Origin of the sequence: Pseudomonas sp. IT-P258 (assembly GCF_949767825.1) — a bacterium.
GTDB lineage: Bacteria > Pseudomonadota > Gammaproteobacteria > Pseudomonadales > Pseudomonadaceae > Aquipseudomonas > Aquipseudomonas monachiensis.
On sequence record NZ_CATKPU010000043.1, the window covers coordinates 324,830 to 350,266 of the forward strand.

General features: G+C 61.5%; 20 protein-coding genes and 1 pseudogene. 5 read left to right on the plus strand and 16 right to left on the minus strand.

Annotated features, from left to right (window positions below; all coding sequences use genetic code 11):
- Nucleotides 1-5 precede the first annotated feature (5 nt).
- Genes ACM6G4_RS17385 through ACM6G4_RS17430 form a run of 10 tightly spaced genes read right to left on the minus strand, consistent with a single transcriptional unit; the run spans nt 6 to nt 7,847 of the window.
- Nucleotides 6-431 (minus strand): acyl-CoA thioesterase, encoded by a 426-nt coding sequence (locus ACM6G4_RS17385; RefSeq protein WP_056725634.1) that lies wholly within the window; start codon nt 429-431, stop codon nt 6-8.
- The gene (locus ACM6G4_RS17390) at nt 424-1,968 is read right to left on the minus strand and encodes an HAL/PAL/TAL family ammonia-lyase (RefSeq protein ID WP_056725628.1); all 1,545 of its coding nucleotides are present in this window, start codon (nt 1,966-1,968) and stop codon (nt 424-426) included. Before ACM6G4_RS17390 ends, ACM6G4_RS17385 begins: the two co-directional genes overlap by 8 nt.
- On the minus strand, nt 1,949-2,890 hold the full coding sequence (locus tag ACM6G4_RS17395; protein ID WP_414914187.1) for a glycosyl transferase: 942 nt from the start codon (nt 2,888-2,890) through the stop codon (nt 1,949-1,951). The genes ACM6G4_RS17390 and ACM6G4_RS17395 overlap by 20 nt, the downstream gene beginning before the upstream one ends.
- A complete protein-coding gene (locus tag ACM6G4_RS17400) occupies nt 2,887-3,621 on the minus strand; it encodes a glycosyltransferase family 2 protein (protein WP_414914188.1) in 735 nt (244 codons plus the stop codon). The genes ACM6G4_RS17395 and ACM6G4_RS17400 overlap by 4 nt, the downstream gene beginning before the upstream one ends.
- A complete protein-coding gene (locus ACM6G4_RS17405) occupies nt 3,614-5,293 on the minus strand; it encodes an AMP-binding protein (protein ID WP_414914189.1) in 1,680 nt (559 codons plus the stop codon). Before ACM6G4_RS17405 ends, ACM6G4_RS17400 begins: the two co-directional genes overlap by 8 nt.
- Nucleotides 5,290-5,835 carry a hypothetical protein gene (locus ACM6G4_RS17410; protein WP_056725603.1) on the minus strand — a complete coding sequence of 182 codons (546 nt, stop codon included), beginning with the start codon at nt 5,833-5,835 and terminating at the stop codon, nt 5,290-5,292. Before ACM6G4_RS17410 ends, ACM6G4_RS17405 begins: the two co-directional genes overlap by 4 nt.
- The gene (locus ACM6G4_RS17415; protein ID WP_007992314.1) at nt 5,832-6,086 is read right to left on the minus strand and encodes an acyl carrier protein; all 255 of its coding nucleotides are present in this window, start codon (nt 6,084-6,086) and stop codon (nt 5,832-5,834) included. Before ACM6G4_RS17415 ends, ACM6G4_RS17410 begins: the two co-directional genes overlap by 4 nt.
- Nucleotides 6,087-6,095: 9 nt before the next feature.
- Nucleotides 6,096-6,356 (minus strand): phosphopantetheine-binding protein, encoded by a 261-nt coding sequence (locus ACM6G4_RS17420; RefSeq protein WP_056725601.1) that lies wholly within the window; start codon nt 6,354-6,356, stop codon nt 6,096-6,098.
- Complete coding sequence (locus ACM6G4_RS17425; RefSeq protein WP_223541755.1) at nt 6,337-7,146, minus strand: lysophospholipid acyltransferase family protein; 810 nt, start codon at nt 7,144-7,146, stop codon at nt 6,337-6,339. Before ACM6G4_RS17425 ends, ACM6G4_RS17420 begins: the two co-directional genes overlap by 20 nt.
- Nucleotides 7,122-7,847: a beta-ketoacyl synthase chain length factor gene (locus tag ACM6G4_RS17430; protein ID WP_414914190.1), complete on the minus strand. Its 726-nt coding sequence runs from the start codon at nt 7,845-7,847 to the stop codon at nt 7,122-7,124. The genes ACM6G4_RS17425 and ACM6G4_RS17430 overlap by 25 nt, the downstream gene beginning before the upstream one ends.
- Before the next feature lie 356 nt (nt 7,848-8,203).
- Here ACM6G4_RS17430 and ACM6G4_RS17435 point away from each other — a divergent pair, with 356 nt between their 5' ends.
- Nucleotides 8,204-8,974, plus strand: coding sequence for a ParA family protein (locus ACM6G4_RS17435; protein ID WP_015093167.1), 771 nt, complete (start codon nt 8,204-8,206; stop codon nt 8,972-8,974).
- Nucleotides 8,975-9,067: 93 nt separating this feature from the next.
- Here the strand turns inward: ACM6G4_RS17435 and trxC are convergent, their stop codons facing one another.
- The 4 genes from trxC to ACM6G4_RS17455 form a co-directional block, all read right to left on the minus strand.
- On the minus strand, nt 9,068-9,502 hold the full coding sequence (trxC, locus tag ACM6G4_RS17440; RefSeq protein ID WP_414914191.1) for a thioredoxin TrxC: 435 nt from the start codon (nt 9,500-9,502) through the stop codon (nt 9,068-9,070).
- A gap of 73 nt (nt 9,503-9,575) precedes the next feature.
- Nucleotides 9,576-11,039: a protein adenylyltransferase SelO gene (gene selO / locus ACM6G4_RS17445; protein WP_414914192.1), complete on the minus strand. Its 1,464-nt coding sequence runs from the start codon at nt 11,037-11,039 to the stop codon at nt 9,576-9,578.
- A 48-nt stretch (nt 11,040-11,087) separates the two neighbouring features.
- Nucleotides 11,088-14,456, minus strand: a complete 3,369-nt coding sequence (gene mscK, locus ACM6G4_RS17450; protein WP_414914193.1) for a mechanosensitive channel MscK — start codon at nt 14,454-14,456, stop codon at nt 11,088-11,090.
- A 34-nt stretch (nt 14,457-14,490) separates the two neighbouring features.
- Nucleotides 14,491-16,233, minus strand: a complete 1,743-nt coding sequence (locus tag ACM6G4_RS17455) for a potassium/proton antiporter (protein ID WP_056725589.1) — start codon at nt 16,231-16,233, stop codon at nt 14,491-14,493.
- Between the two features lie 327 nt (nt 16,234-16,560).
- Between ACM6G4_RS17455 and ACM6G4_RS17460 the strand changes: the two genes are divergently transcribed.
- From ACM6G4_RS17460 to ACM6G4_RS17475, 4 genes and pseudogenes are all read left to right on the plus strand, one after another.
- Entirely contained in the window at nt 16,561-16,770 is a 210-nt protein-coding gene (locus ACM6G4_RS17460; RefSeq protein WP_056725587.1) for a hypothetical protein, read from the plus strand.
- Entirely contained in the window at nt 16,767-17,069 is a 303-nt protein-coding gene (locus tag ACM6G4_RS17465) for a cell division protein ZapA (RefSeq protein WP_007981180.1), read from the plus strand. Before ACM6G4_RS17460 ends, ACM6G4_RS17465 begins: the two co-directional genes overlap by 4 nt.
- Before the next feature lie 145 nt (nt 17,070-17,214).
- Nucleotides 17,215-18,258: pseudogene (locus ACM6G4_RS17470) on the plus strand (cache domain-containing protein); the annotation flags it as partial.
- A gap of 132 nt (nt 18,259-18,390) precedes the next feature.
- A complete protein-coding gene (locus ACM6G4_RS17475; protein ID WP_414914298.1) occupies nt 18,391-19,122 on the plus strand; it encodes a methyl-accepting chemotaxis protein in 732 nt (243 codons plus the stop codon).
- Nucleotides 19,123-19,241: 119 nt separating this feature from the next.
- On the opposite strand, the gene ACM6G4_RS17480 is transcribed toward ACM6G4_RS17475, so the two are convergent.
- Complete coding sequence (locus ACM6G4_RS17480) at nt 19,242-21,044, minus strand: acyl-CoA dehydrogenase (protein ID WP_414914194.1); 1,803 nt, start codon at nt 21,042-21,044, stop codon at nt 19,242-19,244.
- Between the two features lie 213 nt (nt 21,045-21,257).
- On the minus strand, nt 21,258-25,208 hold the full coding sequence (gene putA / locus ACM6G4_RS17485) for a trifunctional transcriptional regulator/proline dehydrogenase/L-glutamate gamma-semialdehyde dehydrogenase (protein ID WP_414914195.1): 3,951 nt from the start codon (nt 25,206-25,208) through the stop codon (nt 21,258-21,260).
- Between the last annotated feature and the right edge of the window lie 229 nt (nt 25,209-25,437).

The following is a 25,437-nucleotide window of genomic DNA, read 5'->3' on the forward strand; positions in this document are numbered from 1 at the left end:
ATCGATCATCCCAGTACCCTCTCAACCGCGTCGGTGAACACTGTCGGCGAGGCCAGTTGCATCTCGCGGCTGGCGATGTCGACGGCCACCTGTACCGACATGGCTCGGGTCAGGCGCTCACCGGTTTGCAGGTCGCTGATCAGGTAGTTGATCTTCAAGCGGTTCTCCCACTCCACCAGGTTGGCGCGCACGTTGAGCGTCTGGCCGAACACCGCGCCGCGCACGTAGCGCAATTGCAGGTCGATCACCGGCCAGGCATAGCCGGATTCGTTCATCGCCGTGTAGTTGTGGCCGATCTTGTCCAGCAGCGCACAGCGGGCCACCTCCAGGTATTTGACGTAATGGCCGTGCCAGACCACGTGCATGCTGTCGACGTCAAAGAACGGTACGACGATTTCCGTGTCGGTGTAGAGAAATCCCTTGCTACGCATGCAGCCTCCAGTGTTGTTCGGCGATGCGTTGCAGGCACAGGCGCAATTCGCCTTCCAGCGCGCGGTCTTCGATGACCGGTGGGAAGTCCTTGGCCAAGGCTTCGTGCATGGTAGCCAAAGCGGGTGGCAGGGGGCGTGCATCTTCGGCCTGGCCGCGCAGCCAGACGCCCTGATTGGCCGCCAGCAGCGTGGCGGCCGCCACTTGTTCGGTGAGTTCCAGCACGCGGATCGCATCCCGGGCGGCGATGGTGCCCATGCTCACTTTGTCCTGGTTGTGGCATTCGGTGGAGCGCGAGAAGACGCTGGCCGGCATGGTGTTCTTCAGGGCTTCGGCAGTCCAGGCGCTGGTGCCGATCTGCACCGCCTTGAAGCCGTGGTTGAGCATGGCGCGGTCGGCAGTGGCACCCGACAGGTTGCTCGGCAAGCCATGGTTGTAGCGCTCGTCCACCAGCAGCGCGAGTTGTCGATCCAACAGGTCGGCGACGTTGGCCACGAGGTTTTTCAGGCTGTCCATGGCGAAGGCGATGTGGCCTCCGTAGAAGTGCCCACCATGCAGCACTCGCTCGGCCTCGGCGTCGATGATCGGGTTGTCGTTAGCACTGTTGAGCTCGATCTCGATGAATGAGCGCAGCCAGTTCAGGCTGTCGGCCAGTACGCCCAGCACATGGGGGGCGCAACGCAGGGAGTAGCGATCTTGCAGACGATGCAAGGGCGCGGTGGGCGCGTCGATGGCCAGATCCTCGCGCAACCATGCGGCGACCTGCATCTGCCCCGGGTGTGGCTTGGCGGCGAACAGGCGCTCGTCGAAGTGCTCCGGGTTGCCTTGCAGGGCGACCACGTTCAGCGCGGTAATGCGCGTGGCCAGGTGCAGCAGGTAATCGGCGCGGGCGTACGCCAGGCAGGCCAGTCCGGTCATCACAGCGGTGCCGTTCATCAGCGCCAAGGCTTCTTTCGGACGCAACACCAGTGGCTGCCAGCCGAGTTCGCGGTGCACATCGGCAGCTTGCCGGCGCTCGCCGCGGAACATCACCTCGCGTTCACCGGACAGCGTGGCGGCCACGTACGAAAGCGGCGTCAGGTCACCACTGGCGCCCACCGAGCCTTCCTCTGGAATCAGCGGCAGGATGTCGTGTTCAAGGAACGCCTGCAGGCGCTCCAGCAGCTCCACCCGCACTCCCGAAACACCGTGGCACAACGACTGCAAACGCGCCGCCAGTACCGCGCGGGTGGCCTGGGCGTCGAGCAGTTTGCCCAGGCCACAGCCGTGGAAGGTGTACAGGTGACGGGGCAGCGCCTCGACGTGATGCAGCGGTACCGCGACCACGCAAGAGTCGCCGTAACCGGTGGTCACGCCGTAGATCACGCCTTCCTTGTCCAGCAGAGAGTCCAGAAAACGCGCGCCCTTGGCGATGCGCTCGCGGTAGGCGGGATCGCTTTGCAACAGCGTCGGCACTTTGCGGTTGGCCAGTGCCAGCACATCTTCTATGCGCAAAGGGCGTTCGCCGAAGGTTACCGGCTCAAGCGTTGGCGTCGTCATCGGTCTTCCAGAAAGGGTAAAAGTTGAACCATTGTTGGGGCGCTTCAAGGCAATAGTGACCCAAGCGTTCGGCGTAGCGGGAGGCCCACTGATGAATGACCTGTTCGCGGTCAGTACGTTTCCAGGTGATTGCCTCAGCGAACGGCTCGATGGTCAGTCGATAGTCACCGTCGGGCTTTTTCAGGCACAGCAGCAGGTTGACCGGACATTTCAGCAGGCCGGCCAGCAGCCACGGGCCCTGGGGGAACCTGGCCGGATGACCGAGGAAGTCCACGGTCGCGCAGCGTCCGCCATGCAGCGGCACGCGGTCGCCGGCGATCGCCAGCCACTCGCCACGCTCCAGGCGCTCGCTCAGTTGCAGCATGATCCCGGGGTCCAGTTCGCTGACCTGGATCAAGCGCAAATTGGTCGCCCCGGCTTCACCCAGTAAACGGTTGAACTGTTCGGCGTGCTTGGTGTGCACCAGCACGTTCATCGTGACCTTTTCGCCGATCTCCGCCAGTGCGCGGCAGACTTCCAGATTGCCCAGGTGTGCGCCCACCAGCATCTGCCCGCGGGCACCGCGCAGCTGGTCACGCAGCAGCGCCGGGTCGATGATTTCGATTTGTTCGATGCTCAGCTTGCCGTTCCATACGTCGAGTTTGTCGAGCATCGAATCGGCGAAAGCCATGAACTGGCCGAACACCCGCCAATGGCTCGGGCGCAATTCGCTGCGACCGCTCCAGTCGGCCAGTCGTTGCTGGTATTGCCAGGCACTGTGTCGGGCGCTGCGACCGAACAGGAAAAAGTACAGGACGATGCCGTACAACACTGGGCTCAGTACTCGACGGCCCAGCACTTTGGCGCCGAACGCAGTGAGCTTCATCAGCCAGAAACTGCCCCGTTCTTTGCGGTCGGCCCAGTGTTGCTTGTCTGCACTCATGCCCGCCACCGTCGCCAGAGGATCACTGGCGCACGCAGCAACATGCCGAAGAACAGCCGCGTGTGCATGCTGGAAATCAGGACGTTGTCGTGGAACATCCGAAAGTGCGAAACGCCGTCCAGCGGGTAATGGACCTTGGTTTGCAGCCATAACATCGGCTGATTGCGCCAGGAAAGGCGCACCAGGATGTCCGAGTCGAAGTCCATGCGCTTGCCGATTTTTGCTGACTCGATCAACGCCAGGACCGGTGCCAAAGGGTAGACCCGGAAACCGCACATGGAGTCGCGAATCTGCAATGACAGGGTGTTGATCCAGACCATGACGTGAGTCAGGTAGCGTGCATACAAACGGCCTTTCGGCACGCTGGCGTCATATTGCGGATAACCGCAAATCAACGCTCGTGGGTAGCGGCGTGACTGTTCGATGAAGCGTTGGACGTCCTGCAAATCGTGCTGGCCATCGGCATCCACCTGTAAGGCATGGCTGAAACCCAGGCGCGAAGCTTCGCGCAAACCGGTCATGACCGCGCCACCCTTGCCCTGGTTTTCGGCCAGGCGGATCAGGTAAACCATTTCACGCTGGGCCAGGCGATCCAGCACCCGGGCGCAACGCGGGCTGCTGGCATCGTCCACCAGGATGCACGGCAGATGGCTGGCGATCAGCGCATCGACCACCGTGGTAATGGCTGTTTCGTGGTTATACACCGGGACGATGGCGCAGGGGCTATGCATGCGCCGCCTCCAGCAAGATCCGCCCGCTGGAGCAGGTGGCGGTTTCGTCGCGATAGGTGAAATACAATTTGCCGCGGGCCGGGTCGAAGCGCAGGTGCAGCTGGATTTCATCCCCCGGACGCACCAGTTGCTGGAACTTCAAGACTTCCATGCCGGCGAATTTTTTCGGCAGGTTCATCAGTTGCTGGCCCAGGCTCAGCGCCCAGTCCACCTGCACCACGCCAGGCAACACCGGCGCCGTGGGGAAGTGTCCGCTGAAATAGGCCAGGTCCGGTGGTACCGCCAGTTGCAGGCTCCACTCGCCATCGCTTTCGGTTTGTTCCAGCACTTCGGGCGCCTTGGGGCGCGGCGCCAACAGCAGGGCGTCGACGTCGGCCTGGGGCAGTTTGCCCTGAGCGTTCAGCGGCAGTTGGCGCAGCAGGCGCCAGCGTCTTGGCAGGGCCAGGGCTTCGCAGTGTTGGCTCAGGTGCTGGCGCAATTGCTCGGTGAGGCTGCGTCGCCCCTGATTGCGCAGCACATGCAGACCGGCATCGCTCAGCACCAGCAATGCCCCCAGGGAGGCGCGGTTTTCCTGAACGACACCGAGCCGCGCTTCGATGACCCATTCATGGGCCGTTAGCGCTTGTTCCAGCATCGGCAGCGAGATGCGTTTTTCTTCCAGCTTGACGATCCGGTCCAGTCGCCCAAGCAATTCGAAACGACCGTCGACAGAGATACGCACGGCATCGGCCGTGTGTTCGACATGGCCATGGGGCAAATACGGCGAAGCGATCAGCAGTGCACCGTCACTGTCCTGGGTCAGCGTGACACCGGCAAAGGGCTGCCAGAGTTCCGCGCCCTGACGCCAGGCGATGCCACCGGTTTCCGAACTGCCGAAGATCTCCGTTGGCCATTGCCCCAGACGCTCATGCAGGCTCTGTGCGGCCTCGACCGGCAATGCGCCGCCGGAGGAAAACACCCGGCGTACGGAACTCAAGGCAGGCCAGTCGAGGTTGTCGCCCATGCGCTTGAGCAGCGCCGGGCTGGCCACCCAGGCGAAGGCCGGGTGCTCGCGGCTGGCGCGTTGCAGGTCTTCCGGAAAGGCCAACTGCCGACGTACGAACGGGCGCCCGGCGCATAGCGGCCACAGCACCCGGAACAGCAGGCCGTAGATGTGCTGGGTGGCGACGCTGCCAATGATGCATGCCGGGCCCAGGTCGGCGCCCCACAGCTGTTCCAGGGCTTCGACTTCATTGGCCAGTTGGCGCAGGTTTTTTTCGATGCGCTTGGGTTCGCCACTCGAGCCGGAGGTGCACAGGCTGAGTCGGCAGTTATCCAGGTCCAGGGCGGCGGCACTCAGTGGCTGCTGTTGTAGGTCGCCAAGGTGCGCATCGTCGGGCTGATCGCTCAGCCACAGATCGACTTCACCTGACCAGCGTTGGCGGGTCTGGGGTTGCAGGTCGGACGGCAGCAGCACACTGACCCCGGCACGCCAGGCGCCGAAGAGGGCAATCGCCAGGTCGGCGGCATCCTCAAGGTGCACGGCCATCTGCCGCACACCCCGGGCTTGCAGGCCGGCGGCCAGGCGCAGTGCCTGTTCGCACAGTCGGGCGTGATCCAGTGCCGGGGCGGTCGTTACGGCACGCTCAGGCTGAGCCTTGAGCAGCAGGTGCTCAAGTTTTATCCAATTCATGGGCGGCCTCGTACCCTTTGTCGTATGAGCCATTCAATGGCAAACATCAGGCCTATCAATCCGTAGGAAATCAGCCCGGTGTACAGCGTCCACCAGCTCAGCGGCGCCCAGAGTGTCAGGGCGGCGGCACACAAACCGTTGCATAGAAAAAAAACGCTCCAGGCGATGGTTACCTGACGGGTGTAGCGAATACCCTTGGCGGGCAAATGCGGCTCGCGTACCCGGGCCAGGCGTTCAACGATCGGTGGGCCGAATATCAGGCTCGATCCGAACAGCGCCAGCATGAAACTGCTGATCAGCACCGGATACCAGCGCAACAGCGCCGGGCTGTCGAACAGTGCCAGCAACAGGCAGAACATAATGGCCACCGTGGCCATCCACCGGCTGCCAGGCCGTCGCTTGCCGGTCAGCGCCCGGCCCAGCCACAGTGCGCCCAGCAGCATCCCGAACTGCCACGGGGCGAAATGCTCCATGCCGAAATACACCGCAAAGGGATACAAAAGGCCCGCCAGCAGCAGGCCGAGGCCAATCAGTCGATTCATGCGGCCGGTTGAACCAGACGGTAGACCGCCTCGACCACGTCACTGACGGTACGCACCGATTTGAATTCTTCGGCGGCGATTTTCTTGCCGGTCTGACGTTTGATGTGATCAATCAGGTCGACCGCGTCGATGCTGTCGATTTCCAGGTCCTGATACAGGTTGGATTCCAGGCTCACACGCTCAGGGTCCAGCTCGAAAAGCTCGACCAAGGCATCGCGCAGGGTGTTGAAAATGTCGTCACGAGTTTGCATGGTCCGGTCTCAAGCTGCCTGTTTTGCAATGACGAACGCCGCAAGGCTCGCCACGTTACTGAAGTGATTGCGCGTGTCCTTGGCATCGGCGTCGATCTTGATGCCGTATTTTTTCTGGATGGCCAGGCCCAGTTCCAGGGCGTCCACCGAGTCCAGGCCCAGGCCTTCGCCGAACAGGGTCTGCTCATTGCCGATGTCGTCGGCACTGATGTCTTCCAGGCCAAGGGCGTCGATGATAAGCATTTTGATATCACGGTGCAGATCGCTCATCTTCGGCGAGCTCCTTAATAAAGTAAGAATGTAGATAATCGTTGAGCTTGCGCGAGGCCTGCGGAGCCGGCCCCTGCGTGGCGAAGGTCTGTGGGTCTATATCGGCCCCGACCCGAAAACTGAAGTGCACGCGCCGCTTGGGGATGCGATACCAGGGCTCGGCCTTGGTCAACGTGGTCGGGCTGACCTTGATAATGACCGGGGTGAGGATTTTCGCACCCCGCAGGGCGATTGCCGCGCCGCCCCGATGAAAGGCCGGCGGCTGGCCGGGTCGGGTGCGCGTACCTTCCGGGAAAATGATCAGGGTCTGGCCGTCTTTCAGCGCGTCGGCAGCCGCGTCGAGCATGTCCATGCTGCCGTCGTTGCTGATGTATTCGGTGCAGCGCAGCGGCCCGCGAGTGAAAGGGTTTTCCCAGAGGCTTTGCTTGACCACGCAGTTGGCGTGACGCACCAGACCGATCAGAAAGACCACGTCGATCAGCGATGGGTGATTGGCAATGATCATTTGCCCGGGACGACCGAGTTTTTCCGCGCCTTCAATGTTATAGGTCAGTACCCCGGTACGGGCCATGAAACGCACAAAAATCCAGAAACAGCGGCTGACCGTTTGCCGGGCCCGCAGCCGATGGGTCCGGGCGTCGCCCGGCAGGCAGTTCAGCACAGGGAAAATCACCAGGCGCAGGCACAGCCCGCCCAACCCGAACAGGGCAAAGCTCGCGGCGGTGGCCAGCAAGCGCCAGTGGTAGGCGTCGCGGTTTTTCTCGGTCACGGGTTGCGTTGCCAGGTCCATACACGATTTTTCCAGGCATGTTGGCAGGTGGTTTGCTGGCCGAGCAGCGTACGCAGCAGATTCAGCGCGTGGGGCCAGCGGGATTTGGACAACGCATCCGGGGGGCTGTTCAGGGACAACCGCCAGTCGGTGCCGGGCGTGATCAGCAGGCCGACGGCATAAGGGAACGGTACGTCGTCGATCCAGGTCGAGTAAGCCTCGGGCGGCCGCTCTTCGGTGACTACCAGCAGTACCGCGCCAGCGCCTTCAGCCAGCAGCGCGGCAGCTTCGAGCATGCCATGTTCCAGGCCATCGCCTGCGGCGGCCAGGGCGGTCATTTCGCTGGTTTCACCACGCATGATCGACCACAGGCCAATGATCGCGTTATGCACCGACAAGCTGAAGCGGGTTGGCGACAGCGGTTGATCGGTGGCCAGGTCGCTGAGGATCTCGATCGTGCGGGGCGTTTCGCCGTGACGGGAAACAAAGACCAATGGCAGATCCTGCCGGCCTTCGGCCAATGGCCAGCCGACACTGAATGCCATGCGCGCCAGACGGCTGAGCCGCCGACGCTGCATGGCCGGCAGAAAGGAAACGTCGGGAGCGGCATCGCTGTCCGGCAGCACAACCGGTTGTCGGCACCAGGCCTGCCAATCGGACACGCTATCAAGCCCAGGGGCCCAGGCGCGCCATTGGGCGATGTTGAAGTTGATCACAGACATTCATTCCACCCTCACGGGCTTACTTGACGCGGGGGAGTGGCCGAAAGCCGGGACTTACCCTGCGTGGCGTTTGGCGCCGAGTGGCGCGCATTATCCCGGTGCCGGGAACGTGTAGCAAATGCTGGTTACATTTTGCTCAGCAAGATGAAGCGACTGGCTCGCAAAAATTGAACGATTGGTAATTATTCACAGAATTATGACTCCGTCTGTCAGTTCTGGCGTCGAATCGCCGGGCTGTTCAGGGCCTTTCAAGCAGGAGAAGGCAACTGACTGTGTAGTCCTTGCACTGGTGAGGTAGCGTAGCCATGCCGGGGACCACTACACTCGGTCATTCTTTGATACACGGAGGTTTTGACATGCGGCGCGTGGTGTTCAATCAGAAAGGTGGCGTTGGCAAATCCAGCATTGCCTGCAATCTGGCGGCGGTCAGTGCCAGCGAGGGTTTTCGCACCTTGTTGGTGGATCTCGATGCCCAGGCCAACTCCACTCAGTACCTGACGGGGCTCACCGGTAGCGATATCCCGATGGGCATCGCCGATTTCTTCAAGCAGACGCTGTCTTCCGGGCCGTTCTCCAAAAAGAATCAGGTCGACATCTACGAAACCCCCTTCGATAACCTCCATGTCATTACCGCCACCGCCGAACTGGCGGACTTGCAGCCAAAACTTGAAGCCAAGCACAAGATCAACAAGCTGCGTAAGTTGCTTGAAGAGCTGAGCGAAGACTACGACCGGATTTACCTCGATACCCCGCCCGCGCTGAACTTCTATGCGGTTTCAGCGTTGATTGCCGCTGATCGTGTATTGATTCCCTTCGATTGCGACAGCTTTTCACGCCAGGCACTGTATGGCCTGATGGCGGAAATCGAAGAGTTGAAGGACGACCATAACGAAGGCCTGGAAGTCGAAGGCATTGTCGTCAACCAGTTCCAGGCCCGCGCCAGCCTGCCCCAGCAGATTCTCGATGAGTTGATCGCCGAAGGCCTGCCGGTGTTGCCGGTGTACCTGGCCAGCTCGGTACGCATGCGCGAATCCCACCAGGCCAATACGCCACTGATCCATCTCGACCCGCGGCACAAGCTGACCCAGCAGTTTGTCGAGTTGCACAACCTGCTGGAAAACGCCTGAAGATCAAAAGATCGCAGCCTGCGGCAGCTCCTACAGATTGGGCGCTGATGTCCTTGTAGGAGCTGCCGCAGGCTGCGATCTTTCCGGGCAGTCTCAGATCCCCTGGCTACGCAACCAGCTCATCAACTGCGGTAACGGAAAAGCCCCGCTCTGCCGGGCGACTTCCCGGCCGTTCTTGAACAGGATCAGGCTCGGAATCGAGCGAATCCCCAATTGCGCCGACAACTGCTGGTTCGCCTCGCTGTCCAGCTTGGCCAGTCGGCACTTGCCCACCAGTTGCCCGGCCGCCTGCTCGAACAGCGGTGCAAACGACTTGCACGGCCCGCACCAGTCCGCCCACACATCCACCAGCAGCGGCAGATCGCCCTTGATCTGGCTGGCGTAGTCGCCTTGTTTCAATTCAAACGGTTTGCTCAGCAGGACTTCAGCCTTGCAGCGCCCGCACTTCGGGTGGTCGTTCAGGCGCTCGGCGGGAATGCGGTTGAGGCCGTTGCAGTGGGGGCAGGGGATGAGGAGTGGGTCGGTCATGACAAAACGTCCAGTCGAAAGCGAATGATCCTTATCTGGAGACAGGACTGCAGATTTTCAATCGTGCAGTGCCTCACGACGAACAACTGATCTCCAGGTGCTTGCCCCATTCCGGTGGTCGCTCGGCGTAGCTTTGCATCCCCGGTTGTTCCTCGAACGGATTGCTCAGCACGGCGTGTAGCCGGCGGACTTCCGAGTAGTCGCCGTTCTGCGCCGCCTCGATGGCCTTCTGCGCCAGGTAGTTGCGCAGGATGTACAGCGGGTTGACCGCGTGCATCCGCTGGCGGCGCTGCTGTTGATCAAGCGTGCCTTCACGTGCCACCCGGGCGACGTAGAGTTCGCCCCAGGCATCAAAGCCCTTGAGGTCGACGAAGTCATCACGCAAGCGGGTGATGGCCTGTTCCGGTGCTTCATCACCCAGGCGGCGGAAAAACAGGCTGTAGTCGACGCCGCTGTTTTGCATGAGTTGCAGCAGGTTCTCCAGCAATTTCTGGTCGTCATCCTCCGCGGTGGTCAGGCCGAGGCGGCGGCGCATCAGGTCCAGGTAATGAGCCTGGAACAGCGGCAGGTACAGGCCGAGGGTTTCGCGCAGGGCTTCGACGCTGATGAACGGCGTCAGGGCCTGGGCCAGGGCGCTGAGGTTCCACTGGCCAACTGGCACCTGGTTGCTGAAGGAGTAACGGCCCTGGTCGTCGGAGTGGTTGCAGATGAAGTTGGCGTCGAAGTCGTCGAGGAAGGCGAACGGGCCGAAATCGAAGGTGATGCCCAGGATCGACATGTTGTCGGTGTTCATCACCCCGTGGCAGAAGCCATACGCCTGCCATTTGGCGATCAGTTCGGCATTGCGCTCCACCACTTCGCGGAACATCGCCAGGTACGGCTCCGGTTGTTCCAGGCACTGCGGAAAGTGCATGGCCAGCACGTGATCACCCAGCTCTTTCTGCTGCTCGGGGCGCTTGGTGTAGTAGAAGTATTCGAAGTGCCCGAAGCGCACATGGCTCGGCGCCAGGCGCAGGACCATGGCCGCGCGCTCCTGTTTTTCGCGCCACACCGGGGTGTCGGAGCCGATCACGCACAGGGCGCGGGTGGTCGGGATATTCAGCGCGTTCAGGGCTTCGGAGGCGAGGAATTCGCGGATCGACGAACGCAGTACCGCCCGACCATCGCCCATGCGTGAGAACGGCGTCTGGCCGGCGCCTTTTAGGTGCAGGTCCCAGTGTTCGCCGGCCTCGTTGTACACCTCGCCGAGCAACAGGCCACGACCGTCGCCCAGTTGCGGGTTGTAGGAACCGAACTGATGCCCCGAATAGACCATCGCCCTTGGAATTGCGTCGGTCCAGAGCTTGTGGCCGCTGAACAGTTCGGCGAACTCCGGGGTTTCGGCCACGGCCGGATCAAGGTCCAGCAGCGCCATGGCGGCGGGGCTGGCCACGACCAGGCGCGGATTATCGATGGGCTCGGGCAGCACATGGGCGGAAAACGCATCGCCCAGGCGGTCGAAGCGGTTATCGAAAGTGAGTTCGTCGAGGGCTTTCAAGGGCCGGCTCCAGCAGAATGTCCGAGCATTCTGCTGGGGAAAGTCCGGTTAGTCGAGTTTGGCGGCGGGCGGTTCTTGCGCTGGCTTGCCGTCGACGATCGGCACGATGGTTTTCGCTTCCGGTTCGATCGGCACCATCTTGTATTCCTGGCCGTGCAGGTTCTTGAGGTAGACCTCCATCTGCCGGAACGAGATGTTGATGTGCTGCTTCTTGAATTCGCGGTTGATGAAGCGGTTGACCTCGTCGAGCACGGGGTTGCGGTCGCCGAGATCGCGCACGTGCATGCGCAACTCGTGGTCGAGGGTGCTTTCGCCGAAGTTGAGGAAGTACACGTGGGGTTCCGGGTCTTTCAGCACGCGCGGGTTATCCCGTGCGGCCTTGAGCAGCAGCTCTTTCACCAGGTCCAGGTCCGAGCCGTAGTCGACGCCGAGCTTGAGGGTCACCCGGGTGATGGTGTCGGTCAGCGACCAGTTGATCAGTTGCCCGGTAATGAACGTCTTGTTCGGGACGATGATGTCCTTGCGGTCGAAGTCGGTGATGGTCGTGGCACGGATGCGAATCTTGCTCACGGTGCCCGACAGGTTGCCGATGGTGATGGTGTCACCGATCCGCACCGGGCGTTCGAACAGGATCATGATGCCGGAAATGAAGTTGGCGAAGATCTCCTGCATGCCGAAACCGAGGCCGACCGACAGGGCCGCCACCAGCCACTGCAGCTTGTCCCAGCTCACGCCGAGGGTCGACAGCGTCGAGACGAAACCGACGCCGGCGATCACATAAGACAGCAGTGTGGTGGTGGCGTAGGCGCTGCCCTGGGCAAGATTCAGCTTCGACAGCACGAACACTTCGAGCAAGCCCGGCAGGTTGCGCGCCAGGGCGAAGGTGATGCCGATGATGATCAGCGCGCCGAGCATGTCGCCGATGCTGATCGGTACCATGCTCATGTTGGCGCCGGTACCGCTGGTGTATTCGTAGAGGGTGACGTTGTCCAGGTACGAGAACACCGTGATCAGGTCGGCCCAGACCCAATACAGTGCCGCCATGAAGCCGCCGAGCAGTGCCAGGCGGATCAGGCGCAGGGACTGTTCGTTGACCTTCTCGATGTCCATCGTCGGTTCTTCGATCACCGCTTCGCCATCGCCGGCCTCTTTGGCGGCCAGCCGCTTGGCCAGGGCGCGCTGGTAGGCCAGGCGCCGCGCCGCCACACTGAGGCCGCGCACGAAGGTGGCTTCGATCACCAGCCAGAACATCAGCAGGTACAGGGTGTTGATCAAACGGTCGCTGAGCTTCAGCGCGGTGTAGTAGTAGCCGAAGCACACCGCCACGAACAGGGCGACGGGCAGGGCGGTGAACAGGACCCCCACCAGTTTGCGGAACAGCGAAGCGTTTTCGTGGGTCGGGCTGCTGCTGAGCAGGCGGCTGAGCAGCAAGGTCATCAAGGCGTAGCAGATCAGCACCACCGGCATGCCGAGCACGTCATCGGCCAGTGCCGCCGGTTGCAGTTCGGCAACGGCGACGACGGTCACCAGTGCCATCACCACGATACCGAGGCGGCGGATCCACCTGCGCAGGAATTCCACCTGGGGCTTTTCCCAACGGAAATGCAGTTCTGCCACACCACCTGGCGCGAGGATCCGGTAGGCGGTGTAGAACACCAGCCAGGCCCCGGCCATTTGCAGCAGCGCCGCGCCCATATTGGCGTTCTGTCCACGGGCGTCGATCTGCAAGGCCAGCCCGCACAAGGCGAGGCCCAGGGAAACCGGCATCGCCAGCAGAATGTTGATCAGAATCGCCTGCGGCGTGTGCCACTGGCTATCGCGCTTGAAGTGACCGATGTCCTGGTGAACCTTGTTCAGTCGCGCGTACAGATTCTTGCGCCGCCACAGCAACGCGCCGATCAGCAGGGCCAGTGGCAGGAACAGCAGTGGGCGCTGGGTCAGGCCGTCGGTCAGTTCGCTCAGGCTTGACAGTACCGGCAGCGAATCGAGTTGCCGCTGCAGGCGATCCGGCACGCTGTGAATCCACTCCAGGTCCAGCGGCTTGTTACTGGGAATCCAGAACATCTGCTCATCCAGGGTCGCCCGCAGGCTTTGCGCGGTGCTGAGCAATTGCTTCTGGTTCAGTTGCAGGGTGATGGATTCATTGAGCACCGCACTCAGCTCGCGGTTCAGTCGCTCCAGCAGGTCGGCGCGGGTGGTGGCCAGCTCCATCAGGCTTTTGCGCAGCTGCGCCGTGACTTGCTCGGGGGGTTGGGTCGACAGCAGGTTTTCGACGTAGGTGGTCGGGTTGCTCAGCAATTCCCGTTGCTGGCTGACTTCGAACTGATACAGGCGAATGTCGGCGATCTGGTCGGCCAGGTTGCGGTCGAGCCGCAGGCGCGGCAACGCCTGTTTCTGTTTGTAGAGAATCTTCGAGAGCAGCAGGCTGCCTTTGAGCACGTTGATTTGCTCGTCCAGGGCCGCATCGCTCTGGGTCAGGCTGTCCAGTTGCTGCTTGGTCTGCAGGTTCTGCTGGGTGACTTCGTTCAGGCGGTCGGTGCTTTTGAGCAGGTAGTCCGAGAGCTTCAGGTTGGCCGCGCTTTCGGTGGCCAAAAGGCTGCTGCCGCCGGCCTTCTGCGCTTCGATGGATTGCTGGGTGACCGTTTCCTGGGACAACGCCAGGCGCTTCTGGTTGATCAGGGTTTGCAGTTCCTGGATTTCCCGATCCAGGCGGTCGGATCGCTCCGACAACAGGTCATGCTGGCTGTTGCCGAGGTCTTGCAACTGGGTATTGCCGGCCAGTTCCTGGCGCCGCAACGGGATCAGGGCGTTCAGCGCTGCCAGCTCGGCATTGAGCTGGTCGCGCTGCTCGGGGCTCAGGGTCTTGCCGGCGTCTTTGCCGTTCTTGAGGGTGTTGTTGATCTGCTGAATGCGCGTCTGGCTGCTGGATATCTCCGCCTGGGCGCGCTCGGGGCGGGTCTGGGCGGTGATGATCAGGCTGTTGGCATCGGCCAGGGCCTTTTGCAGGTCGCTTTGCTGGGTGGAGCGCTCGGTGAGCAATTGTTCCAGCTGCTGGATCGGTTCCTTGGCGAAACGCTGCGCCACCGGCACCACGGAACTGGCCTTGAGGCGGGTCAGTTCACGCTGGTTCTCGATGGTCTGTTTGGGCGCACTGCTCAATTGCTGCTTGAGCGCGATCAGCTTCTGCTCGTAGTCGCGCTTGTTGTTGAGCTGGTTCAGCGTGCCTTGCAGGACCGACTGCAGGGCCTTCTGATCGGCTTCCGGCAGTTTGCGGTCGGCAATCTTGTCCAGGCTCGCTTGCACGGCTTCGCTGGAAGGCGGTTCGGCCGCTTGCGCCGCTTGCGATAAACCAAGGGTGCCGACAGAGAGACTCAAACCCAAAAGGGCAATGGCGAAAATGGAGCGCAGGTTAGGCATAAAGACCGGTCAAGCAAGTGAGAGTGGAAGCAGTTTAGAGGAAGAGTCCGGGGCCCGGGCGACTTCCTTCGGGGAATCTGACGCCCACTTTACCGATCTTGTTCCCGTCCATGACGGCCACGGTCCAAATGGTGTTGTTCCATTCCACCTGGTCACCCACCACCGGCGCGCCGCCAACCTTCTGGGCAATGAAGTGGCCCAGGGACATGTCCGGATCGATGCCTTCGACCTTCAGGCCATACAGTGCCGCAACCGCGGCCAGCTGGGCGTCTCCTTCGAGTACGAAGTCGCCGAAGAAACGCAGATCGAGGCCCCGTTGCGGCGCTTGGCTGAAGAGTTTTCCGAGGGCCGGCAGGTTGTGTTCATGGCCGATAACACACAGCAAATCATCGACTTCCAGTACCGTACTACCCGACGGATGGAGTAATTGTTGGCCACGAAACAAAGCGGCGATACGGGTGCCTTCGGGCATTTTCAGCTCGCGCAGGGGTGAACCGATGCACCATTTTTCCGCGCCGAGGCGATAGACGAACAGCTCCCACTCGCTGGTGACGTGTACTTCCAGGGCCGAGCGGGAGATGGGCGCAGGCTCCGGGGGCACCGTCACCTTTAGCAGCTTGGCGACCCATGGCAGGCTCGTGCCCTGAACCAGCAGCGACACCAGCACGATAAAGAACGCGAGGTTGAAGTACAGCTGGGCGTTGGGCAGGCCGGCCATCAGCGGGAACACCGCGAGAATGATCGGGACCGCGCCGCGCAGGCCGACCCAGGAAATGAAAGCCTTTTCGCGACCATGGAATGCCTTGAACGGCAGCAGGCCAACCATCACCGACAGTGGCCGGGCAAACAGAATCATCCACAGCGCCAGGGCCAGTGCCGGCAAGGCGATAGGCAGCAGGTCGTGAGGCGTCACCAGCAGCCCCAGCACCAGGAACATGCCGATCTGCGCCAGCCAGGCCATGCCGTCGAGCATGTGCAGGATGCCGTGGCGGCTGCGCACCGGACGGTTGCCGATCACCAGGCCGCAGATGTACACCGCCAGGAAGCCGCTGCCGTGCAGGGCGTTGGTCAGGGCAAAGACGACCAACCCGCCGGCGATGACCAGAATCGGATACAAACCGGTGGCCAGATTGATGCGGTTGACCAATTGCAGCATCAGCCAACCGCCACCGAGACCGATGACGCCGCCGATACCGAACTCGCGCAGCAAGTGGGTCAGCAGGCTCCAGTGCAGGCCGGTCTGGCCGCTGGCGAGCATGTCGATCAGGGTGACGGTGAGGAACACCGCCATCGGGTCGTTACTGCCGGATTCGATTTCAAGGCTGGCGGTTACCCGTTCATTCAGGCCCTTGCCACCCAATAGCGAGAACACCGCGGCGGCGTCGGTGGAGCCGACGATGGCGCCGATCAGCAGGCCCTGGATCAGATTCAGGTTGAACAGCCATGCGGCCGCCATGCCGGTCAGCCCGGTGGTAATCAGCACGCCGACCGTGGCCAGAGAGAGCGCCGGCCATAACGCCACGCGAAAACTCGACACCCTGGTGCGCAAGCCACCGTCGAGCAGGATCACTGCCAGTGCGAGGTTGCCGACCAGATAAGCCGTGGGGTAGTTATCAAAAAGAATGCCGGCGCCATCGACACCGGCCACCATGCCGACGGCCAGGATGATCACCAGAATCGGGATGCCGAGGCGGGACGAAAGTGAGCTCACCAGAATGCTTGCACCTACCAGCAACGCGCCGATCAAGAACAGGCTGTTGATGGTCGTCGCATTCAAAGGCAGTACTCCAAAAAGCTGAAAGGCGGGCGCAAACTGACCATGCAGTCTGCGTGCCAGCGATTCTAACCTGTTGAAATGTGATGCTGTCAAAAAGGTTTTGTGTCATCACAGAGCGCCGGACTGAGGTCTTGAGCGCGTCTCGTTTCCACCGGTTGCACCTTGTGGCGACGAAGTGCAGGAACCAGATTGGCCAATCACAGTCTTTAAAACTCGCGAGGAAGGTTGCCCGTCAGCAAAATCAAGGCTTTGCGCCTGTATAACCCTGGCATCCAGGGTGACTTTTCTTTATCGTACGCGCCCTTTGAAAATGCCCGGAAAATCAAAATGTTGGAAGCATCCCTTAGCCAATTGGAACAACTGGTCAGCGACCTGGTGCAACAGAACCAGAACCTGGCCGCGGAACTGGCCCAGGCCAAAGATGAAAACGAAAGCCTGCAACTGAGCCTGATGGAGCACGAAGAAAAGCAAGGCGCCACGGCGGCTCGCATCCAGGCCCTGGTTGAGCGCGTCAGCGCAGGCCCTGTCAGCGCATGAGTTACAACGCCGCAGGGGTAAAAGTCGTCTCGATCCTGGGGGAGGACTATTCGATCAAGGCACCGGCCGGGGAAGAACAGACCCTGCTGGACGCCGCGATGATGTTGAAGGCAGCCCTGGCCGAAACCAAGAGGAAGTACCCGACGCTGATCGGTGACCGACTGCTGGTGCTGGCGGCGATGAATCTGTGCTCCCAGCAGATCGAAATGCAGAAGCAGCACAAGCTCGAACTCGACCGTTACCAAGAGCAAGTCAGCGCCACGGTTGAAGTGATTTCCAAGACGATCAATCAGGCCTGATCGGCTTTGCGCACAACCAAAGAATAAATTGTCGGTTGGCTTGTATACAATCGGCACGGCTGTTGCAGTGTTTCAGCCTCTTATTCTTTGGGGGTGCTCCATGCAGTTCTGGCGACGCAGTATTCAATGGCAGTTGATCCTGAGCATGGGCACCGCTCTGCTCGTCAGTATCCTGATCGTGGTTGGCATTTATACCCTGGTGGTCAACCGCCTCGCCCAGAGCTATCTGGTCGAGCAAGCCTTGCCGTCGAGCATCGAAGCGATGCGCAACGATATCGAGCGGGTCCTCGTTCAACCCCTCACCGCCGCCAAGGACATTGCCAGCAACAGCATGGTGCGCAACTGGTTGGCCGGGGGTGAAGACAGTGCCCAAACCGCAAGCTTCGCGCAGTACCTGGAAGGCATCCGCGCCGAGCACAAAGCCTTTACCGCGCTGATCATCGGCACCGCGTCCAGCCATTACATCAGCGAAAAAGGCCTGGACCGCACCCTCAGTCGTTCCAATCCCAAAGACGCCTGGTTCTACTCGTTCCTCGACAGCAACCAGCCGCGCACCCTCAATATCGACAATGACACGGCGACCGGAGAATTGGCGCTTTTCATCGATCTCAAGGTGGAGCAGGCGGGCAAAATCGTTGGTGTTGCGGGTCTTGGCCTGAGCATGAAAGAGCTGTCGGAGCTGATCCACAACTTCAGCTTCGGAGAGCGCGGCAAGGTCTATCTCGTGCGTTCGGATGGTTTGATCCAGGTGCATCCCGAGGCGCAATTCAGCGGCAAACGTACCTTGGCCGAGCAGATTGGTGCTACGGCAGCGCAAGCGGTGATGGGTCAACTCTCTACCTCCAAAGCGTCCGCCACCAACAGTGGCTTCCAGCGTGATGGCGAAGATTATCTGGCGTTGAGCTTGCCGCTGCGCGATCTCGGCTGGACCTTGGTGGCCGAAGTGCCACAGTCGCAGATCTACGCCGAAGCCCGCCGCGCCATGTGGATGAGCAGCGGGATCGGCCTGGCTGTCGCGCTGGTGTGCCTGTTGCTGGTAGTACTGCTGGCCCGTGGGTTGGTACGGCCGATTCGTCAGGTAACAGCGGCACTGGTTGCCATCGGTAGCGGTGGTGGAGATTTGACCCACCGGTTAGATTCCAGCCGTGCCGATGAGCTGGGCGACCTGGCCCGTGGGTTCAATCGGTTCCTGGACAGCCAGCGCGACATGATTGGTGAAGTGCTGACCACCAGCGAACGCCTGCGCACGGCGGTGGTTCAGGTGGCCAAGGTTGTGGATAACACCGCTGAACGTTCCGGTCGCCAGCAGGAAATGACCGACATGGTCGCCACTGCTGTCCATGAAATGGGCCTGACCGTTCAGGAAATCGCGCAGAATGCCGGCAACGCAGCAGTCGCGTCGCAAACCGCTCGGGATGAGGCGATGCAGGCGCGGGAAGTGGTGGGTGGCTCGATCCGCCATATCGAAAGCATGTCTGACGAAATCGGCATCGCGGCCAGCGCTGTGGGTGAGTTGGCGCATCAGGTGGCGTCCATCGATCAGGTGCTGGCGGTGATTCGCGGGATTTCCGAACAGACCAATTTGCTGGCGCTCAACGCCGCTATCGAAGCGGCGCGGGCCGGGGACATGGGGCGCGGGTTTGCCGTGGTGGCCGATGAAGTGCGGACGTTGGCGCGACGCACACAGTCATCCACCGACGAGATCCAGCAGATGATCGGCAGCCTCAAGCAAGGCGCGGAGAATGCGGTGTCCTCGATGCATTCGGGGCAAGCGGCGACGGGCACGGGTGTTGAGTCGAGCCAGCGCACCGGGGCTTCGTTGACCGCGATTACCGGGCAGGTCGAGCGCATCAGCGACATGAACCATCAGGTGGCGACGGCGACGGAAGAGCAATCGGCGGTGACAGAAGAGATCAACCGTAACGTGCAGGGCATTTCCGATCTGGCCCGGGCGACGGCGGGGGAGGTCAGGGCCTGTCGGGATGTTTGCCAGACGTTGCAGCGCTTGGCGGATGATCTGGCGCGGCAGATGGGGGGATTCAAGCTGAGCTAGAAGCTCAAAATCAAAAGATCGCAGCCTTCGGCAGCTCCTACATGGATCTGATATACACCCTGTAGGAGCTGCCGAAGGCTGCGATCTTTTTTGTGGCCATTACACCAATCTATACCTGATCAGAACCACTCATCCTGCATCCCCAGGCAAACATCATCCCGCGCCTCAAGAATCGCCAGCTCATGGTGGCAGCCCGGTACTTCCCACGTCAGGAAATACCGCGCCGCCTGCAGCTTGCCTTTATAGAAGCTCACATCCGCCGCACTACCCTTGGCCAAACCTTCCTCGGCACGGATCGCCTGCTCCAGCCAGCGCCAGCCAATCACCGTGTGACCAAACACCTTCAGGTACAACGCCGAGTTCGCCAGGCTGCTGTTGACCTTGCCTTGGGCCAGGTCGGTCAGCAGGCCGATGGTCACGGTTTGCAAACGAGCAACCAGTTTTTCCAGCGGTTCACGCAGCGGCGTCAATGAGTCAAACACCTGTGCTCGCTCGCCAGTGTCGGCGATCAGGCGGATCAGTTGCTTGAGTCCCGCGCCGCCGTTCTGCGCCAGTTTGCGACCCAGCAGGTCCAGTGACTGAATACCGTGGGTGCCTTCGTGGATCGGGTTCAGGCGGTTGTCGCGGTAATACTGCTCCACCGGGTATTCGCGGGTGTAGCCGTGGCCGCCGAGGATCTGGATCGCCAGTTCGTTGGCCTTCAGGCAGAACTCCGACGGCCAGGATTTGACGATCGGCGTCAGCAGGTCCAGCAGTTCATGGGCCTGTTTGCGTTCGGTTTCGGTCGCAAGGGTCGTGGTGTCATCGAACAGCCGCGCTGCGTACAGGCCGAGGTCGAACGAGCCTTCGACGTAGGCCTTTTGTGTCAGCAGCATGCGCTTGACGTCGGCGTGATTGATGATCGCCACCGGCGCGGTGTTCGGGTCCTTGCTGTCCGGCACGCGACCCTGCGGACGCTCGCGGGCGTATTCCAGCGAATACAGATAGCCCGCGTAGCCAAGCATCACCGCGCCCATGCCGACGCCGATGCGCGCCTCGTTCATCATCTGGAACATATAGCTCAAGCCCTGGTGCGGCTTGCCCACCAGATAGCCGACACATTCTCCGTTATCGCCGAAATTCAGCGCGGTAGAGGTGGTGCCGCGCCAGCCCATCTTGTGGAACAGACCGGCGAGCAGCACGTCGTTGCGTTTGCCGAGGCTGCCGTCATCGTTGACCAGGAATTTCGGCACAATGAACAGCGAAATGCCCTTCACCCCGGCTGGTGCGTCCGGCAGCTTGGCCAGCACCATGTGCACGATGTTTTCCGACAGCGGGTGATCGCCACCGGAAATGAAGATCTTGTTGCCCTTGAGGCGATAAGTGCCGTCGGACGCAGGTTCCGCGCGGGTACGAATATCCGACAATGACGAGCCGGCGTGGGGTTCGGTCAGGGCCATGGTGCCGAAAAAGCGCCCGTCGATCATCGGTTGCAGGAAGCGCTGCTTCTGTTCGTCAGTGCCGAAGCTTTCGATCAGGTTGGCCGCGCCCATGGTCAGGAACGGATAAGAGGTCGAAGCCGCGTTGGCGGACTGGAAGTGCGAAAAACAGGCTTGGGACAGCAAGGTAGGCAGTTGCATGCCACCAGCGTCGAAACTGCGCGCGGCGTTGAGGAAACCGGCTTCGAGGAAGGCATCCACCGCCGGTTTCACCTCTGGAATCAGAATCGCCTGACCGTTCTCATAGCGCGGCTCGTTCTCGTCGCCCTTGCGGTTGTGCGGGGCGAAGAACTTCTCGGCAATGCTGCGGGCGGTGCCAATGGCCGCATCGAAGGTCTCGCGATTGTGCTCGGCGAAACGCTCACGCTGGGTCAGGCCCTCGGCATCGAGGACTTCATACAGCTCGAAAGCCAGATTGCGGGAACTGAGCAACGTCTCGGACATGGCGACCTACCTTTTATTGGAATGGGCCGAGTCTAGGCGTGGGAATAAAGACTGAACAGGATGATTGATGTGCGTGATACAGAAGCAAAAGATCGCAGCCTTCGGCAGCTCCTACATTGGAATGCGATCCCCTGTAGGAGCTGCCGAAGGCTGCGATCTTTTGATCTTGCTTTTAAAACTCGGGCAGCCGTAACTGCCCGGTCGTGTTGCGGTTTAGCCGATCGTCATCAAACTGGCATTACCACCCGCCGCAGCCGTGTTAACGCTCAACGCCCGCTCGATCACCAAACGCTCCAGCGCAATGTTGGTTTCGCCCTGCGACAGACCCTGCACACCAACGATGGCGCCAGCACGCTTGGCAACCTGCTGGCACACCGCACGCAACTGGTCGGAGTGGCCGTGATGCACAACCGCATCAAACACCACTTCGTCCTTGTTCCAGTCGGAAACCAGCTTGATGCGCGCCTGAATATCCTTCGGCAGACGTGCGAACAAGGCTTTGGTCATGTCGGCTTCCGGCCATACCGCCGAACCACCGACAGCCAGGACCGCCGCCAGTTGAGTCAGCAGATCGCCTTCCACTTCCGCCAGGCAAAGTACGTGCTCGCGCGGCAAGATCGCATAGCTATTGCGCTCACCGGTCGGGCCTGCCAGAACGCGGGTGATGCCGCTTTGCGATTGCGCGGCGAACTGCACGCACAGGGTGCTCAGGTCGGCGAACTTGTGGCTGTCGGCCCAGGCTTTCAGGGCGTTCAGCGGTTTGCTCATGGTGTCGCGCAGGCGAACGTCCGGTGCTGCGGCAGCATCGCCACGAGCGAAGGATTGTTCGATCGCATCCGCAGGACGGGTCGACAACAGTCGGTACAGATACAGAGGACCACCGGCTTTCGGGCCAGTACCCGACAGGCCTTCGCCGCCGAATGGCTGCACGCCGACCACTGCACCGACGATGTTGCGGTTGACGTAGACGTTACCGGCGTTGACGTTGTCGATCACCTTGGCGATGGTCTCGTCGATGCGGGTGTGCACACCCAGGGTCAGGCCGTAGCCGGAAGCGTTGATCTGGCCGATCAGTTGATCGATGTCCTTGCGCTTGTAGCGCACCACGTGCAGCACCGGGCCGAAGATCTCCCGCTGCAACTCGTCGAAGCTTTCCAGTTCGATCAGGGTCGGCATCACGAAGGTGCCGCGTTTGACCTCTTCAGCGTCGGCGATGGCCACCTGGTACACGCTGCGACCTTTGTCGCGCATGGCCTGGATGTGCTTCTCGATGCCAGCCTTGGCTTCGGCGTCGATGACCGGGCCGATGTCCACGGACAGGCGCTCAGGGTTGCCGAGACGGCTTTCGGCCATCGCACCCTTGAGCATTTCGATGACACGGTCAGCGGAATCTTCCTGCAAGCACAGGACGCGCAGGGCCGAGCATCGCTGGCCGGCGCTGTCGAAGGCCGAAGACACCACGTCGATCACGACTTGTTCGGTCAGCGCCGAGGAGTCGACAATCATTGCGTTCTGGCCGCCGGTTTCGGCGATCAGCGGGATCGGACGGCCCTGGCTGTCCAGGCGGCCGGCAATGTTGCGTTGCAGCAGGCGAGCGACTTCGGTGGAACCGGTGAACATCACGCCTTTGACGCGATCGTCGCCGACCAGGCCGGCACCGACGGTTTCACCGCGACCCGGCAGCAGTTGCAGCACGCCTTCCGGAATGCCGGCTTCGAGCAGCAGGCGCACGGCCTGAGCCGCGACCAGCGGAGTCTGTTCCGCAGGCTTGGCCAATACAGGGTTCCCGGCGGCCAGCGCAGCAGCCACTTGGCCACTGAAGATTGCCAGCGGGAAGTTCCACGGGCTGATGCACACCACTGGACCCAGCGGACGGTGGGCGTCGTTGGTGAAGTCGTTGCGTGCCTGTACCGCGTAATAACGCAGGAAGTCCACGGCTTCACGCACTTCGGCGATGGCGTTGGCGAAGGTCTTGCCAGCTTCGCGAGCCAACAGGCCCATCAGTGGCTGGATCTCGGCTTCCATCAAGTCGGCGGCGCGTTCCAGGATCGCGGCGCGTTCGGCTGGCGGGGTGGCCTGCCAGATCGGCGCAGCGTTGAGGGCGCACTGGATCGCGTTGTCGACGTCTTCGACGGTCGCTTCCTGCACATGGCCGACCACATCGCGCAGATCGGACGGGTTCAAGACCGGTGCCGGCGCTTCGCTGCTGGAGGCGCAACCGAGCATCGGCGCGGCTTTCCAGTGGTTGTGCGCGGTGGCGAGCAGGGCGCAGGACAGGGACGCCAAACGATGTTCGTTGGCCATGTCGATGCCGCTGGAGTTGGCGCGCTCGGAGCCGTACAGGTCACGTGGCAGCGGAATGCGCGGGTGCGGCAGGCCGAAACCACCTTCCACGGTCGCCATCTGCTCGATGCTGGCTACCGGATCGGCCACCAGTTCCTGGATCGAAATCGACTGGTCGGCAATACGGTTGACGAACGAGGTGTTCGCGCCGTTTTCCAGCAGACGACGTACCAGGTACGCCAGCAGGGTTTCGTGGGTGCCGACCGGAGCGTACACGCGGCACGGACGGTTCAGCTTGCCTTCGGAGACTTTGCCTACAACCTGTTCGTACAGCGGTTCACCCATGCCGTGCAGGCACTGGAACTCATACTGGCCCGGGTAATAGTTCTGACCGGCGATGTGATAGATGGCCGACAGGGTGTGGGCGTTGTGCGTGGCGAACTGCGGGTAGATGACTTCCGGTACCGACAGCAGTTTGCGCGCGCAAGCGATATAGGAAACATCGGTGTACACCTTGCGGGTGTAGACCGGGTAGCCTTCCAGGCCTTCGACCTGGGCGCGCTTGATTTCGCTGTCCCAGTACGCGCCTTTTACCAGGCGGATCATCAGGCGATGACGGCTGCGGCGAGCCAGGTCGATCACGTAGTCGATTACGTACGGGCAACGCTTCTGGTAAGCCTGGATCACGAAGCCGATGCCGTTCCAGCCAGTCAGTTGCGGCTCGAAGCACAGGCGCTCGAGCAGATCCAGCGACAGTTCGAGGCGGTCGGCTTCTTCGGCATCGATGTTCAGGCCGATGTCGTATTGCTTGGCCAGCAGGGTCAGCGACAGCAGGCGCGGGTACAGCTCGTCCATCACGCGCTCGTACTGGGCGCGGCTGTAGCGTGGGTGCAGGGCGGACAGCTTGATCGAAATGCCCGGGCCTTCATAAATCCCGCGACCGTGGGAGGCTTTGCCGATCGAGTGGATGGCTTGTTCGTACGAGGCCAGGTATTTCTGCGCGTCGTGCTCGGTGAGTGCGGCTTCACCCAGCATGTCGTAGGAATAGCGGAAGCCCTTGGCTTCGAACTTGCTGGCGTTGGCCAGGGCTTCGGCGATGGTTTCGCCGGTCACGAACTGTTCGCCCATCAGGCGCATGGCCATGTCGACGCCCTTGCGGATCATCGGCTCGCCGCTCTTGCCGATGATGCGGCTCAGGGACGACGTCAAGCCCGCTTCGTTGTGCGTGGACACAAGCTTGCCGGTCAGCAGCAGGCCCCAGGTGGCGGCGTTGACGAACAGCGACGGGCTGTTGCCCAGGTGCGGGTGCCAGTTACCGGTGCTGATCTTGTCGCGGATCAGGGCGTCGCGGGTGCCTTTGTCCGGGATGCGCAGCAGCGCTTCGGCCAGGCACATCAGCGCCACACCTTCCTGGGACGACAGGGAGAATTCCTGCAGCAGGCCCTGAACGATGCCGGCACGGCCGCCGGCGCTCTTCTGGTTGCGCAGTTTTTCAGCAATCGAGGCGGCGAGTTTGTTGGTGGCCTCGGCCATCGGTGCCGGCAGGCGAGCCTGCTCGATCAGCATCGGCACGACTTCCGGCTCAGGGCGACGGTAGGCGGCGGTAATCGAGGCGCGCAGTACCGATTGCGGCAGGATGCTTTCGGCGAATTCGAGGAAGCACTGGTGGGCGTGATCCAGAGGCGCATCGACGCTGTCGTCGGAATCCTTGGTCAAACCGTTCAGCTCGGACAGGGTTGCACCACCCTCGAGTTTTTCCAGGTAATTGAAGATTGCCTGCTTGATCAGCCAGTGCGGCGTGCGATCAATCGAGGTCGCGGCGGCCTTGAGGCGTTCGCGGGTCGGGTCGTCAAGTTTGACCCCAAGGGTGGTGGTAGCCATGTTTTTATCCTCATGTTTGCCACGACTGCGTGGCATCAGCTGGCGGCAAGATTAGCCGTGCGACTGTTGAGGTGCAACCGGGTGCAACCCTTTTTTTGTCGGAATATTACGCAGCTCGTCAGGAAATAAATTCTGGTACCACGGTCCCGCCTCTGCTTGGTGCTTTTTAGGTTGGTCAGCCTCCGTTCTTGCTCCGAAAAGGAGCAAAAAACCGGGTTTGAAATTTATT

Excerpts from the sequence above, each read along its gene's own strand:
- ACM6G4_RS17385 (WP_056725634.1), bottom strand. The coding sequence starts at position 431 with ATGCGTAGCAAGGGATTTCTCTACACCGACACGGAAATCGTCGTACCG.
- ACM6G4_RS17390 (WP_056725628.1), bottom strand. The coding sequence starts at position 1,968 with ATGACGACGCCAACGCTTGAGCCGGTAACCTTCGGCGAACGCCCTTTG.
- ACM6G4_RS17395 (WP_414914187.1), bottom strand. The coding sequence starts at position 2,890 with ATGAGTGCAGACAAGCAACACTGGGCCGACCGCAAAGAACGGGGCAGT.
- ACM6G4_RS17400 (WP_414914188.1), bottom strand. The coding sequence starts at position 3,621 with ATGCATAGCCCCTGCGCCATCGTCCCGGTGTATAACCACGAAACAGCC.
- ACM6G4_RS17405 (WP_414914189.1), bottom strand. The coding sequence starts at position 5,293 with ATGAATTGGATAAAACTTGAGCACCTGCTGCTCAAGGCTCAGCCTGAG.
- ACM6G4_RS17410 (WP_056725603.1), bottom strand. The coding sequence starts at position 5,835 with ATGAATCGACTGATTGGCCTCGGCCTGCTGCTGGCGGGCCTTTTGTAT.
- ACM6G4_RS17415 (WP_007992314.1), bottom strand. The coding sequence starts at position 6,086 with ATGCAAACTCGTGACGACATTTTCAACACCCTGCGCGATGCCTTGGTC.
- ACM6G4_RS17420 (WP_056725601.1), bottom strand. The coding sequence starts at position 6,356 with ATGAGCGATCTGCACCGTGATATCAAAATGCTTATCATCGACGCCCTT.
- ACM6G4_RS17425 (WP_223541755.1), bottom strand. The coding sequence starts at position 7,146 with ATGGACCTGGCAACGCAACCCGTGACCGAGAAAAACCGCGACGCCTAC.
- ACM6G4_RS17430 (WP_414914190.1), bottom strand. The coding sequence starts at position 7,847 with ATGTCTGTGATCAACTTCAACATCGCCCAATGGCGCGCCTGGGCCCCT.
- ACM6G4_RS17435 (WP_015093167.1), top strand. The coding sequence starts at position 8,204 with ATGCGGCGCGTGGTGTTCAATCAGAAAGGTGGCGTTGGCAAATCCAGC.
- trxC (WP_414914191.1), bottom strand. The coding sequence starts at position 9,502 with ATGACCGACCCACTCCTCATCCCCTGCCCCCACTGCAACGGCCTCAAC.
- mscK (WP_414914193.1), bottom strand. The coding sequence starts at position 14,456 with ATGCCTAACCTGCGCTCCATTTTCGCCATTGCCCTTTTGGGTTTGAGT.
- ACM6G4_RS17460 (WP_056725587.1), top strand. The coding sequence starts at position 16,561 with ATGTTGGAAGCATCCCTTAGCCAATTGGAACAACTGGTCAGCGACCTG.
- ACM6G4_RS17465 (WP_007981180.1), top strand. The coding sequence starts at position 16,767 with ATGAGTTACAACGCCGCAGGGGTAAAAGTCGTCTCGATCCTGGGGGAG.
- ACM6G4_RS17475 (WP_414914298.1), top strand. The coding sequence starts at position 18,391 with ATGGTCGCCACTGCTGTCCATGAAATGGGCCTGACCGTTCAGGAAATC.
- ACM6G4_RS17480 (WP_414914194.1), bottom strand. The coding sequence starts at position 21,044 with ATGTCCGAGACGTTGCTCAGTTCCCGCAATCTGGCTTTCGAGCTGTAT.
- putA (WP_414914195.1), bottom strand. The coding sequence starts at position 25,208 with ATGGCTACCACCACCCTTGGGGTCAAACTTGACGACCCGACCCGCGAA.